Origin of the sequence: Paraburkholderia sp. JPY465 (assembly GCF_050436725.1) — a bacterium.
Lineage (GTDB): Bacteria > Pseudomonadota > Gammaproteobacteria > Burkholderiales > Burkholderiaceae > Paraburkholderia > Paraburkholderia youngii.
The window spans coordinates 490,597-504,122 of sequence record NZ_JBNDMT010000003.1; the positions used below are offsets into that span (position 1 = coordinate 490,597).

11 protein-coding genes are annotated in these 13,526 nt (G+C 67.4%); 5 read left to right on the plus strand and 6 right to left on the minus strand.

The features are described from left to right. The first annotated feature begins 2 nt into the window (after nt 1–2). The 5 genes from QFZ94_RS16875 to QFZ94_RS16895 are packed head-to-tail and all read left to right on the plus strand — an operon-like array spanning nt 3 to nt 4,957. The gene (locus QFZ94_RS16875; protein WP_368584895.1) at nt 3–491 is read left to right on the plus strand and encodes a hotdog family protein; all 489 of its coding nucleotides are present in this window, start codon (nt 3–5) and stop codon (nt 489–491) included. Continuing rightward, the gene (locus QFZ94_RS16880) at nt 488–1,213 is read left to right on the plus strand and encodes a 3-ketoacyl-ACP reductase FabG2 (protein WP_013090176.1); all 726 of its coding nucleotides are present in this window, start codon (nt 488–490) and stop codon (nt 1,211–1,213) included. The genes QFZ94_RS16875 and QFZ94_RS16880 overlap by 4 nt, the downstream gene beginning before the upstream one ends. Further along, nucleotides 1,213–2,439: a beta-ketoacyl-ACP synthase gene (locus QFZ94_RS16885; RefSeq protein ID WP_429458331.1), complete on the plus strand. Its 1,227-nt coding sequence runs from the start codon at nt 1,213–1,215 to the stop codon at nt 2,437–2,439. The genes QFZ94_RS16880 and QFZ94_RS16885 overlap by 1 nt, the downstream gene beginning before the upstream one ends. Next, nucleotides 2,436–3,716 carry a beta-ketoacyl-[acyl-carrier-protein] synthase family protein gene (locus tag QFZ94_RS16890; RefSeq protein WP_429458333.1) on the plus strand — a complete coding sequence of 427 codons (1,281 nt, stop codon included), beginning with the start codon at nt 2,436–2,438 and terminating at the stop codon, nt 3,714–3,716. The genes QFZ94_RS16885 and QFZ94_RS16890 overlap by 4 nt, the downstream gene beginning before the upstream one ends. Further along, entirely contained in the window at nt 3,713–4,957 is a 1,245-nt protein-coding gene (locus tag QFZ94_RS16895) for an NAD(P)/FAD-dependent oxidoreductase (RefSeq protein WP_429458335.1), read from the plus strand. The genes QFZ94_RS16890 and QFZ94_RS16895 overlap by 4 nt, the downstream gene beginning before the upstream one ends. Nucleotides 4,958–4,992: 35 nt before the next feature. Here the strand turns inward: QFZ94_RS16895 and guaD are convergent, their stop codons facing one another. From guaD to QFZ94_RS16925, 6 genes are all read right to left on the minus strand, one after another. Continuing rightward, nucleotides 4,993–6,357 carry a guanine deaminase gene (guaD, locus tag QFZ94_RS16900; protein ID WP_368584890.1) on the minus strand — a complete coding sequence of 455 codons (1,365 nt, stop codon included), beginning with the start codon at nt 6,355–6,357 and terminating at the stop codon, nt 4,993–4,995. Nucleotides 6,358–6,502: 145 nt separating this feature from the next. Continuing rightward, on the minus strand, nt 6,503–7,552 hold the full coding sequence (locus QFZ94_RS16905) for an adenosine deaminase (RefSeq protein WP_429458337.1): 1,050 nt from the start codon (nt 7,550–7,552) through the stop codon (nt 6,503–6,505). Nucleotides 7,553–7,600: 48 nt separating this feature from the next. After that, nucleotides 7,601–8,617 carry a xanthine dehydrogenase accessory protein XdhC gene (xdhC, locus tag QFZ94_RS16910; protein WP_429458339.1) on the minus strand — a complete coding sequence of 339 codons (1,017 nt, stop codon included), beginning with the start codon at nt 8,615–8,617 and terminating at the stop codon, nt 7,601–7,603. Further along, nucleotides 8,598–11,087, minus strand: coding sequence for a xanthine dehydrogenase molybdopterin binding subunit (xdhB, locus tag QFZ94_RS16915; protein WP_429458341.1), 2,490 nt, complete (start codon nt 11,085–11,087; stop codon nt 8,598–8,600). Before xdhB ends, xdhC begins: the two co-directional genes overlap by 20 nt. Further along, nucleotides 11,087–12,625 (minus strand): xanthine dehydrogenase small subunit, encoded by a 1,539-nt coding sequence (gene xdhA / locus QFZ94_RS16920; RefSeq protein WP_368586801.1) that lies wholly within the window; start codon nt 12,623–12,625, stop codon nt 11,087–11,089. The genes xdhB and xdhA overlap by 1 nt, the downstream gene beginning before the upstream one ends. Before the next feature lie 321 nt (nt 12,626–12,946). Next, nucleotides 12,947–13,456, minus strand: coding sequence for a disulfide bond formation protein B (locus QFZ94_RS16925; protein ID WP_368586800.1), 510 nt, complete (start codon nt 13,454–13,456; stop codon nt 12,947–12,949). Between the last annotated feature and the right edge of the window lie 70 nt (nt 13,457–13,526).

The following is a 13,526-nucleotide window of genomic DNA, read 5'->3' on the forward strand; positions in this document are numbered from 1 at the left end:
GCATGACCACTCCGCCACTCACCGTCGAGCAACTCGTGCGTCAGCCGATCGAGGCGATCATCCCGCATCGCGGCAGCATGCTGCTGCTCGATGCGATCGACACGTTCGCCGACACCACGTTGAGCGCGTTCGCCCGCGTCGATCCGCACGCATGGTATGCCGACGCCGCCGGCGCGATGCCCGCGTGGATCGGCATCGAGCTGATGGCGCAGGCGATCGCCGCGCACATCGCGCTCGTCGCGATGCGCGGCGGCGGCCATGCGCGTCACGGTGTGCTGCTCGGTTCGCGCAGCTATCAGGCGTTGCAGCCGGTGTTCCGAAGCGGCGCGCGCTTGCACGTTCACGTGAGCGAACTACTGCGCAGCGACGCAGGTCACAGCGCCTACGAATGCACGATCGACGACGGCGACGCGCGCTGCGCCGAAGCCGCGATCAAGGTGTATCAACCGCCCGATTTCCAGTCATTCATCGAAGGGAGTATCAGTACATGAGCCGGCGAGTTCTCGTTACCGGCGCAAGCCGCGGCATCGGCCGGGCGATTGCGTACAAGTTGGCCGCCGACGGTTTCGCCGTGACCGTGCATTGCCGCACCGGACGCAGCGAAGCCGACGCGGTCGCGACGGGCATCGCCGCGCAGGGCGGCACGGCGCGCGTGCTGCAATTCGACGTGCGCGAGCGCGCCGCGTGCCGCGAGGCGCTCGAAGCCGACGTCGCCGCGCACGGTCCGTACTACGGCATCGTGTGCAGCGCGGGGGTCACGCGCGACGCGGCGTTTCCGGCGCTCACCGAGGAAGACTGGGACGTCGTGATCGAAACCGGCCTCGATGCGTTCTACAACGTCGTGCATCCGCTGACGATGCCGATGGTGCGCGCGCGCCAAGGCGGCCGCATCGTCACGATCGCGTCGGTGTCGGGCGTGATGGGCAATCGCGGCCAGGTCAACTACAGCGCGGCGAAGGCGGGGCTGATCGGCGCGACCAAGGCGCTCGCGGTCGAACTGGCGTCGCGCAATATCACCGTCAATTGCGTCGCGCCGGGGCTGATCGAAACCGGCATGCTCGAACAGGTTACGGTCGACCACGCGCTGAAGACCGTACCGATGAACCGCGTCGGCCAGCCGGCGGAGGTCGCGTCGGTGGTGAGCTTTCTGATGTCGGATGGCGCGTCGTACGTGACGCGCCAGGTGATCGGCGTGAACGGCGGGATGGTCTGATGAAGCGCGTCGTCATCACCGGCATGGGTGGCGTGACCGCGTTCGGCGATAACTGGGACGCGGTCGAAGCGCGCCTGAAGCGCGGCGAGAACGCGGTGCGCCGCATGCCCGAGTGGGACTACTTCGAGTCGCTGCATACGCGCCTCGCGTGTCCGCTGCCCGGGTTCACGACCCCCGCGCATTACCCGCGCAAGAAGGTGCGCTCGATGGGCCCGGTGTCGCTGTACTCGGTGCGCGCGAGCGAACTCGCGCTCGCCGATGCAGGCCTCGCCGATGACACGACCATCGCCGACGGCCGCATGGGCGTCGCGTACGGTTCGTCGTCGGGCTCGGTGCAGCCGATCCGCGCGTTCGGCACGATGCTCGAAACCGGCTCGATGAACAACGTCACGTCGAACAGCTACGTGCAGATGATGCCGCACACGACGGCCGTCAACGTGAGCCTGTTCTGGGACCTCAAAGGCCGCATCATCCCGACTTCGTGCGCGTGCGCGTCGGGCAGCCAGGCGATCGGCTATGCGTACGAGGCGATCCAGTCCGGCAAGCAGACGCTGATGCTCGCGGGCGGCGCGGAAGAGTTGTCGGGTCCGGCAGTCGCCGTGTTCGACACGCTGTACGCGACCAGCACGCGTAACGACGAGCCGCATCTGACGCCGCGTCCGTTCGATGCCGCGCGCGATGGTCTCGTGGTCGGCGAGGGCGCGGCGACGCTGGTGCTGGAAGAGTACGAGCACGCAGTGGCGCGCGGCGCGCGGATTCATGCCGAGGTTGTCGGCTTCGGCTGCAACTCGGACGGCGCGCACATGACGCAACCGACCGCCGACACGATGGCGCTCGCGATGCGGCTCGCGCTGCGCGACGCGCGATTGCCGCCCGAGGCGATTGCCTATGTGAACGCGCACGGTACGTCGACCGATCGCGGCGACATCGCCGAAAGCCACGCGACCGCGCAGACCTTCGGCGCGCGCATGCCGATCAGCTCGCTGAAAAGCTATGTCGGCCATACGCTCGGCGCGTGCGGCGCGATCGAGGCGTGGTGGACGATCGAGATGATGAAGCGCAACTGGTACGTGCCGACGCTAAATCTCGACCACGTCGATCCGGCTTGCGCGCCGCTCGATTACATCGTCGGCGGCGCGCGCGAGATCGACGCCGAGTATGTGATGAGCAACAACTTCGCGTTCGGCGGCATCAACACGTCGCTGATTTTCCGGCGCGTTCGATGAGCGGCGGCTTGCAACGTGTGGTCGTGACCGGCATGGGCATCGTGTCGTGTCTCGGCAATACGCTCGACGAGGTCTGCGCGGCGTTGCGCGCGGGTCGCTCGCGCATCGAGCGTATCGACGCGTGGCGCGAGCGCGGATTTGCATCGCAGGTTGCCGGCGTCGCGTCGGTCGCGCAGGAGACGCCGTTCGAGCGCAAGCTCGATCGCTTCATGGGCGACACCGCGCGTTTCGCGTGCCACGCGGCGCGGCGCGCGATCGACGATGCGGGGCTCGACCTCGCTTCGTTGCAGTCGCCGCGTGCTGGAGTCGTGATCGGCTCGGGCGTCGGCACGCTCGCGAGCTACGACGCGGCACTCGCGATCGCGCAAACGCGCGGCGTCGACAAGGCGCCGCCGTACACGGTGCCGCACGCAATGAGCAGCACCGCGTCGGCGAACGTCGCGCAGATGTTCGGGCTCGAAGGCGTCAGCTATTCGCCGTCGTCGGCATGCACGACGTCGGCGCTCGCGATCGGTCAGGCGATGCAACTGATCCAGACCGGCCGCCAGCAGATCGTGCTCGCAGGCGGCAGCGAAGCGCTGCACGACAACACGACGCTGATGTTCGACGCGATGGGGGCGTTGTCGCGCCGCTTCAACGACACGCCGCTGAGCGCATCGCGTCCGTACGACACGCAGCGCGACGGCTTCGTGATCGCATCGGGCGGCGGCGTGCTGGTGCTCGAAGCGCTCGATCATGCGCTTGCACGCGGCGCGCGCATCTACGCGGAGCTGACGGGCTTCGGCGATTGCACCGATCGCGCGGGCATGGTCGCGCCGCGTGCGGCCGGCATCGCGCGTGCGATGCGCGGCGCGCTCGCGCAGGCGGGGCGGCGTCCCGACTACGTGAACACGCATGCGCCGTCGACGCCGCTCGGCGATGTCGAAGAACTGCACGCGTTGCGCGACGTGTTCGATGCATCGGCGCAAGGGGTGCCCGCGTTTTCGTCGACCAAGGGCATGACAGGACATTCGATCGGCGCGTGCGGCGCGCACGAAGCGATCTATACGCTGCTGATGATGCGCGACGGCTTTATCACCGGCACCGCGCTGGTCGATACGCCCGAGCCGCAAGTGCGCGACATGCCGCTCGTGCGCGTCACGCGCGACGCGCGCATCGACACGGCGATGTCGGTTTCATTCGGGTTCGGCGGCAGTTGCGCGAGCCTGATGTTCGAAGCATGGCGCGGCGCGCATACGGCGCGGCCGCCCATGCAAACCGTTGGAGGAGTGATTTGAACAGCGATTCTTCAAAGCCGACCGTGGTCGACGTTGCGATCATCGGCGCGGGTCCGGCCGGCGCGGTAGCTGCGGCGCTATTGCGCAAGACGGGCCGCTCGGTGCTGGTGCTGGAGCGGCAGCATTTTCCGCGCTTCTCGATCGGCGAGAGCCTGTTGCCGCAAAGCATGGCGTACCTCGAAGAGGCCGGCATGCTGCAGGCCGTCGTCGAGGCGGGTTTCCAGTACAAGAACGGCGCGCACTTTGTATATCGCGACCAGACCTCGTCGTTCGACTTCCGCGACAAGCATTCGCCTGGCTGGGGCACCACGTACCAGGTCGAACGCGCGCTGTTCGACGACGTGCTGATTCGCTGCGCGGCCGCGCAGGGCGCCGACGTGCGCTTCGGCCACACGGTGAGCGCAGTGCAGACTGGCGCGGCGCCTCTGCTCGACGTCGTCGATGAAGCGGGGCACACGTATCAGATCGAAGCGCGTTTCGTGCTCGATGCGAGCGGCTTCGGGCGCGTGCTGCCGCGCCTGCTGAAGCTGGAGACCCCGACGCGCATGCCGACGCGCGCCGCATTGTTCACACACGTGTGCGACGGCCTTGCGCTCGACGACATCGATCGCAACAAGATCTGCATCGCGACGCATCCCGAGCGTCGCGACGTGTGGTTCTGGATGATTCCGCTCGCGGGCGGCCGTTCGTCGGTGGGATGTGTGGCCGAGGCGAGTTTTCTCGACGTGCCGGAAGGAGAGCGCGAGGTGGCGCTGCGCGCGCTGATCCAGCAGGAGCCGACGCTGAACCGGCTGATCGGGCAGGCGTCGTTCCTGATGCCGGTACGGAGAATCGGCGGCTACGCGGCGAACGTCGCGAGTCTGCACGGGCCGGGCTATGCGCTGCTCGGCAATGCGGGCGAGTTTCTCGATCCAGTGTTTTCGTCGGGGGTGACGATCGCGCTGCGCTCCGCGCATCTGGCGGCGCGCGCGCTGAACCGGCAGCTCGACGGCGAGACGGTGGACTGGTCAGCCGCTTACGACGTGCCGTTGCGCAAGGGCATCGACACCTTCCGCGCGTTCGTCGAGCGCTGGTACACGGGCGAGCTGCAGGACATCATCTACTACCCGGAGCAGGTGACGCCGATCCGTCGGACGATCTGCGCGGTGCTCGCCGGTTATGCGTGGGACGAGTCGAATCCGTATGTCGCCGACCCGGTGCGGCGGCTCAACGCGTTGCACGAGGTGTGCAAGGCGGGCTGAGGCGCGCAGCGATCCGAGCCGCCTAGGTCAAATGCTCAAGCCGCGATCTTCGCGCGCCCCGGTACGTGCTGGCGCGCGTCGTCGCGGCGATGCACGCGCTTGCCGGCCGCATACGTTTCGTACACCGCGCGATCGTCGCCGAGCAGCGCGAACGCGAACAACAACTCCTCGAGCGATTCGCGCCGCGCGGTGCGGCGCGCGAGCAGCGGCGTCGCTTGCGGGTCGAGCACGACGAAGTCCGCTTCTGAGCCGTCCCGCAGCGTGCCAACCTTGTCGCCGAGATCGAGCGCATCTGCCGCGCCGGCGGTCGCCAGATAGAACATCCGCGTCGCGGTCAGATGATGGCCGCCGAGGCGCGCAACCTTGTGCGCTTCGTTCATCGTCTGCAGCATCGAGAACGACGTACCGCCGCCGACGTCGGTCGCGAGCGCGATCGGCATGCCGGCCGAGTCGGCCTTCTCGAAGTCGAACAGCCCGCTGCCGAGGAACAGGTTCGACGTCGGGCAGTGCGACGCCAGCGCGCCGGTTTGCGCCATGCGTTTGCGGTCCTCGTCGTCGAGGTAGATGCAATGGCCGTACACCGCGCGACGGCGCAACAGCCCGTAGTGATCGTAAATGTCGAGATAGCTGCGGTGGCCGGGGAACAGCTCGGCGACCCATTTCACTTCGTCGGTGTTTTCCGCGACGTGGCTCTGGATGAATACGTCCGGATGCAGTCGCGCGAGCGCGCCGCAGGCTTCGAGCTGCGCTTCGGTCGAGGTCGGCGCGAAGCGCGGCGTCAGCGCGTACATCTGACGGCCGCGGTTGTGCCAGCGGCCGATCAGCTCGGCGCTGTCGTCGTAGCCCGATTGCGCGGTGTCGCGCAGGAACTCCGGGCAGTGGCGGTCCATCAGCACCTTGCCCGCGACCATGCGCAGATTGCGTGCTTCGCTCTCGGCGAACAGGGCATCGGCGGATTCCTTGTGCACCGTGCAGTACACGAGCGCGGTCGTCGTGCCGCAGGCGAGCAGTTCGTCGACGAAAAAGCTCGCGGTGTCGCGCGCGTGGTCGATGTCGGCGAAGCGGCGCTCGGTCGGGAACGTGTACGTATCGAGCCACGGCAGCAGACCCGGCGCCGGCGACGCGATCATGTCGGTCTGCGGATAGTGGATGTGCGTATCGATGAAGCCCGGCACGATCAGCTTGTCGCGCCGCTCCACGATCTGCGTGCCGGGCGCGAGCCGCGACGCGAGCGCCGCGTACGCGTCCGCTGCGACGACGCGGCCGTCTTCGACGATCAACAGACCGTCCTCGTGAAAGACAGCGGCGTTCGGCGCGTGCGCCGGATCGCCGTTGAAGGTCAACAGCGGCGCACGGAATGCAGTTTGTGCCGCTTGCGTGGTATGAGCCGATTCAGTCATGGAAAAGCTGTCTCCGAATGTTGAAAGCTGGGCGGCGCAGGCAGCGGTTGCCCCGTTCGGGGTCTTACCGATCCCCGAACGAAGCGAATCCGCTGGCCGCCGACGTCAGTCGAGGCCGGTCAGTTGAAATCCATTGACGCGCGGCTTACTGCCGCCAGTGCGCGTCTAGCTTAGCGATCAGCATCGCGCGTTCCTCGGGCGTCACGAACGACGCCTCGAAGCCGTTGCGGATGATCGTGTAGACCTCGGCGTCGTCGAGCTTCAGCGCGTCGATCGTCGCCAGATAGTTCGCGTTCACGTAGCCGCCGAAATAGGCCGGATCGTCGGAATTGACGGTCACCGCGACGCCGCGATCGAGCAGGTCCTTCAGCGTGTGCTTGGTCAGGTCGTCGAACACGCACAGCTTCAGATTAGACAGCGGGCACACGGTGAGCGCGACGCGCGTGTCGGCGAGGCGCGTGACGAGCGCCGGGTCCTCGATGCTGCGCACGCCGTGATCGACGCGATCGACCTTCAGCACGTCGAGCGCTTCGTAGATGTAGGACGGCGGGCCTTCCTCGCCCGCATGCGCGACGAGCTTCAGACCGAGCGCGCGCGCCTTCGCGAACACGCGCTCGAACTTCGACGGCGGATGACCGCGCTCCGACGAATCGAGGCCCACGCCGATCAGCCGATGCTTGTACTGTTCGAACAGGGGCAGCGCTTCGTCGAAGGTGGCGAGCGCATCGTCCTCGGACAGATGGCGCAGGAAACACAGGATCAGCTTGCTCGTGATGCCGCGCTTCTCCGCGTCGGCGAGCGCGCGTTCGATGCCGGCCACCACCGTTGCGATCCGCACGCCGCGCTCGGTGTGCGTCTGCGGGTCGAAGAAGATTTCGCTATGCACGACGTTGTCGGCGACGCAGCGCTCGACGTAGGCCATCGTCATGTCGTAGAAGTCCTGCTCGTGCAGCAGCACGCTCGCGCCCGCGTAGTAGATGTCGAGGAACGATTGCAGATCGGTGAACGCATAGGCGGCGCGCAAGGCTTCCACCGAGTCGTACGCGAGCTTCACGCCGTTGCGCTGCGCGAGCGCGAAAATCAGCTCGGGTTCGAGCGAGCCTTCGATGTGGATATGCAGCTCGGCCTTCGGTGCGCGCGCGGTTTTGTCGGCGAGCGCAACGACGGAAGCGGGGGTAGCGGTTGTCGTATTCATGGTGATTTGGAATTGTGTAATGGGGTAGTGAGCGGCGCGGCTCGCGAATCAGACCGCCTGCGTCGCGTGGCGCGCGCCCGCGTTCGCCTCGACCGCCTGCAACACCTGCGCGGCCGCCGAGATCGCGATGACCTCGGGCGACTTGTCGACGATGCCGTCGACGCCGAGCGGACACTTCATCCGCGCGATCCGCGCCGGATCGATGCCGTGCGCCGCTAGCCGGTGCTCGAACTGCTTGCGCTTGGTGTGCGAGCCGATCATGCCGAAGAACGCGAAGTCGCCGCGCCGCAGGATGCGCTGGGCGAGGTCGAGATCGCGCGCGTGGTTGTGCGTCATCACGATGAAGTACGTGTTCGGCGCGGCCTGATCGATCGCTTCGTCGGGGGCGTCGTTCGCGTCGATCGTCACGTTCGGCGCGTGCAGAGTATCGAGCGGCGGAAACTGCGCGTCGCGCTCGTCGACCCAGCGCACCGAGCAGGGCAGCGTCGCGAGCACGCGCACGAGCGCCGCGCCGACGTGGCCGGCGCCGAACAGCACGACTGCGAATTCGCCCGGCGCGATGGTTTCGGTCAAGAGCGCGCTGCTGTCGTCGAAACCGGCGCCGTCCCACAGCAGGCAGTCGGCGGCGTCGATGCCGGGCTCGGGCTCGGACAGCATCACCGCATCCGGCGCGGGGCCGAATGATACGCTACGCACCGTCGATTGCCCCGCCGCGAGGCGCTTGGCGAGCGACGCGAGCCAGCCGAGATCGCCGACGTCGAGCCGCTCGAATGCGAGGATCACCGCGCCGCCGCAGCACTGCCCGAGGCTCGGCCCCAGCGCGAAGCGTTCGAGCCGCCGCATGTGCGGTGCGCGCATGCCGTCGCGCAGCACCTGGCGCGCGGTCTCGATCGCCTTCCATTCGAGGTGGCCGCCGCCGATCGTATGCTTGGCCGCGTCGCGCGTGACGATCATCTTCGTGCCGGCTTCGCGCGGCGCCGAACCTTCGACGCGCGCGACCGTCACCAGCACGGCGGCGTCGCCATGTGCGAGCAGATGTTGCAGGTCAGTGAGCCAGGCTTGCATCCGGCGATTCTCCTTGCGGGGCCGCGTCGGGTGTCGGCGCGGCGGGTGGCGTGGGGGTGTCGGCGCCGTCGGGATGCGCGGCGGCTGCGGTCGGATCTGCGTGCTGCGAAGCGTTCGACGCACTCAACGCATCCAGCGCGTCGAGTATCGCCTCGGGCGTCGCCGGCGCACGCAATGGCGGAGCATGTCGTGCGCCCGGCACCGCGGCTGCGATCGCGTCGCGAATCGCAAGAAACACCGAGAACGGCAGCAGCAACGGCGGCTCGCCGACGGCCTTCGAGCGGAATACGGTCGGCTCGGCATTGCTGTTGTCGTAGAGCCGCACGTGGAATGCGGCGGGCGTATCGCTGACCGCGGGAATCTTGTACGTCGACGGCGCGTGCGTCATCAGGCGGCCGTCGCGGTTCCACCACAGCTCTTCGGTGGTGAGCCAGCCCATGCCCTGAATGAAGCCGCCTTCGATCTGGCCGAGATCGATCGCCGGATTGATCGATTGGCCCGCGTCGTGCAACACGTCGGCGCGCACGAGCTTCCATTCGCCGGTCAGCGTATCGACGACGACCTCCGATACCGCCGCGCCATACGCAAAGTAATAGAACGGATGACCGGTCAGCGTCTTCGCATCCCAATGCACTTTCGGGGTCGCATAGAAGCCGTCCGACCACAACTGCACGCGCGCGAGATACGCGGCGTTGACGAGCTGTTCGAACGGCAGTGCACCGCCGTTCACCGCTACGCTGCCGCGCGCGAACTGCACGTCGTTTGCGTCGCCGCCGAGCTGGCGCGCTGCGACTTCGGCGAGGCGGGCGCGGATCGTCTGCGCGGCGGCAACGGCTGCCATGCCGTTCAGATCGCTGCCGGTGGAAGCCGCGGTCGCGGAGGTGTTGGCGATTTTCGACGTATCCGTCGCGGTCACCCGGACGCGCGATAGCGGCAAGCCGAACTGATTCGCGACCACTTGCGCGACTTTCGTGTTGAGCCCCTGGCCCATCTCAGTGCCGCCGTGATTGACGAGCACGGAGCCGTCCTTGTACACGTGCACGAGCGCGCCGGCCTGATTCAGGAACGGCACGTTGAACGAGATGCCGAACTTGACCGGCGAAAACGCGAGGCCGCGTTTGAGTACGGGACTCTTCGCATTGAATTCGGCGAGCGCCGCGCGCCGCGCGCGGTAGTCGCTCGAATCGAGCAGCGCGTCGGTCAGCGGCGCGATGATGTTGTCTTCGACGCGCTGTCCGTATGGCGTCGTATCGCGTTCGCCGACGCCGTAGTAATTCGCGAGCCGCACGTCGAGCGGATCTAGCCGCAACTCGCGCGCGATGCCGTCGAGCAGCACCTCCATCACGAGCGCGCCCTGTGGTCCGCCGAAGCCGCGAAACGCGGTGTTCGACTGCGTATTGGTCTTGCAGCACAGTGCGACGATATCGACGTCGGGCAGGGAGTACGCGTTGTCGAAGTGGCATACCGCGCGCGTCGCGACCGCGCCGGACAGATCCGCCGAATAGCCGGCGCGCAGCGCGATTTCGACGCGTACGCCAAGCAGGCGGCCTTGATCGTCGAAACCCGCGTCGTATTCGTAGACCGCGTCGTGGCGCTTGCCGGTGATCAGGAAGTCGTCGTCGCGATCGGCGCGCAGCTTGACCGGCCGACGCAAGCGTTGCGCCGCGAGCGCGGCCACGCACGCGAATAGCGCCGATTGCGATTCCTTGCCGCCGAAACCGCCGCCCATGCGCCGGCATTCGCACACGACGTTATGCGCGGGCCAGTCGAGCATATGCGCGACCACTTGCTGCATTTCGCTCGGATGCTGCGTCGAACTGTAGACGAGCAAGCCGTCCATCTCCTTGGGCACCGCATAGGCGATCTGGCCTTCGAGATAGAACTGCTCCTGGCCGCCGACCTCGAACGTGCCGGCGAGCCGATGCGGCGCGGCGGCGATCTTCGCGTCCGGATCGCCGCGCCGCAGATGCAGCGGCGGCAGCACGAACTGCTTCGCGGCTTTGGCATCGGCGGCGGTGAGGATCGCGTCGAGCGGCTCGTAGCGGATCACGTCGTCGCTTTTCGCGAGCGCGGCCGCGCGGCGGGCGAGTTCGTGAGTTTCGGCGATCACCGCGAAGACGGGCTGGCCGAGGTACAGCACTTCGCCGTCGGCGAGGATCGGGTCGTCGTGCAGCACCGGGCCGCAATTATTTTCGCCGGGGATGTCGTCGGCGCTCAGCACCGCGATCACGCCGGGCGCGTTTCTGACCGCGTCGAGATCCATCGACACGATCCGCGCATGCGCATGGCGCGACAGGCCGAGCGCCGCGTGCAGCGTGCCGTGTAGCTCGGCGATATCGTCGGTGTAAGTCGCTTCGCCGCTCACGTGCAGCGCGGCGGATTCGTGCGGTAGCGGCACGCCGATCGACGCGTCGTCGCGATGCTCGGCACGCTCACCCGCGCGTTCGATAAAGGCATCGGTGCGGTTCATCACGGCGACTCCTTCGCGACGGTTGCGTCGGGCTCGAACGCGAACGCGTTGACGTCGCACAGCGCGAGCGGCGCGTCGTCGCGCGTTTCGAGGTAGAAGCGCCACAGCAGATTGCGCGCGACCTTCAGCCGATACGCGCTCGACGCGCGCATGTCGGTGAGCGGCTGGTAATCGGCGGCGAGCGCGTCCATCGCGCGGCGGGCCGTCTCATCGTTCCACGCCGCGCCGTCGAGCACGGCTTCGGCATGCGCGGCGCGCTTCGGTGTCGCCGCCATGCCGCCGAACGCGACGCGGGCCGCGCGGATCGTGCCGTCTTGCGCGACGTGCAACGCAAACGCCGCGCACACCGCCGAGATGTCCTGGTCGTAACGCTTCGCCACCTTATAGGTGCGAAACCGCAGTGCGCCGGCCGGACGCGGCACGCGCAGCGCGCTGACGAATTCACCGGCCGCGAGCGCGGTCTTCTGATAGCCGAGGTAGAACGCATCGAGCGGCAGCGTGCGGGTCGTGCGATCGCGGCGCAGCTCGACCTCGGCGCCGAGCGCGAGCAGTGCCGGCATCGAATCGCCGATCGGCGAGCCGTTCGCGACGTTGCCACCGAGCGTGCCCGCATTGCGGATCGGCAGCGATGCGAAGCGGGTCCATAGTTCGGCGAGCTCGGGATAGTCGGCGGTGAGCGCCGCGTACGCGTCTTCGAGCGAGACCGCCGCGCCGATGGTCAGCGTTTGCGCGTCGCGCGCGATCGTTTTCAACTCGGCGACGTTGCCGATGTACAGCAGGTCGCCGAGATCGCGAAACTGCTTGGTGACCCACAAGCCGACGTCGGTGCTGCCCGCGACGATGCGCGCGTCCGGATGCTGCGCGCGCAGCGTCGCGAACGCGTCGGGCGTGAGCGGGGCGTGGAAGGTGGGTGAGCCGAATGTGGCGCCACGGCTGTCGGGCGCGCTGTATTCGAACGTGTCTTTGCGTTGCAGCGTGCGCAGCGTGGCGGCGATCGCATCGCGATCGAGCGAGACGCGCGGATGCTGCGCGTAGTCGAACATCTTCTGCGCGGCATCGATGATCGGCCGGTAGCCGGTGCAGCGGCACAGATTGCCGGACAGCGCGGCGTCGATTTCGTCGCGGGTCGGCAGGCCGGCGCTGGCGGGCTGGTTTTCGTAGAGCGCCCACATCGACATCACGAAGCCGGGCGTGCAGAAGCCGCATTGCGAACCGTGACAGTCGACTAGCGCCTGCTGCACCGGATGCAGCGCGCCGTTCGCGGCGCGCAGGTCTTCGACGGTGAAGAGGGCGCGGCCGTCGAGCGTCGGCAGGAACTGGATGCAGGCGTTGATCGCCTTCAGCGCGAGTTCGCCGCGCGCGTCGAGTTCGCCGATCACGACCGTGCACGCGCCGCAGTCGCCTTCCGCGCAGCCTTCCTTGGTGCCGGTGCAGCGTAAGTCCTCGCGCAGGTGCTGCAGCACGGTGCGCGTCGCCGGAACGCCCGCGACCTCGCGGACGGACCCCTGGTGATAGAAGCGGATGGTTTGCGTTGTCATGGCGAATCGGAAGACAGTGCGGACCGGGCGCGCGTTACGCATGGGGTCGCAAAAGCCGGCCTCGCGCACGTAGATCGCCATCCATACCCGAAGATAGCACTACGCCGGCTCGAAAATATTTCCCGCGTCGCATGAAGCTCATGCGGCGGCGATCATGATCCTGGTACGATTCGCGCGGCAGCGAGAAGTTGCGCGCGCGGGGCGGCGGGCGACCACAATGGTGCGCGATCGGTGAACATCACGCAGAAAAAAACGCCGGACTTCGGTGGCCCGAGCATGGGCGACACGAAGTCCGGCGTCATAGGCAAAGCGGATCGGTCGTCAGGACACCCGATGGCGATTGCGTACCAGGCTCAGCATCAGCGCGGCGAACGCGACGATAAACGCGACCCCCGACCACATCGGCAGCGTGAGCCCGAGAATCGGCGGATACGCGGTTTCGCACAGGCCCGCCACCTTGAACACGCTCGGCAGCCAGTGGGCGGGCGGCAGGCTGTCGACGATCGGCTGCAGCGCGTCGAAGCCGCAGCTGAAGCCAGGATTCGCCTGGATATACACATGGCGCGCGGCGGTGGCGATGCCGGCGAGCGCCGACAGCGCAGCCATCACTTCGAGCAGGCGCACGCCGCGCCAGTTCTTGAAGCGCGCGCCGAGGAACGCGAAGATCGCGATCAGCAGAAAGAAATAGCGCTGGATGATGCACAGCGGGCACGGGTCTTCGCGCAGGCCGAACTGCAGGTACAGCGCACCGCCTACGAGGGCGAGACAGATCAGGCCGAGCAGATTCAGCAGGGTGCGCTCGCGGCGCAGCATCGCGGAGTCGTTAGTCATGGATCTTCGATTGGTCTGGAGACGATAGAGCGGGTGCCGGCGATTCTAGCGCGAACGCCTTTCGCGCCGC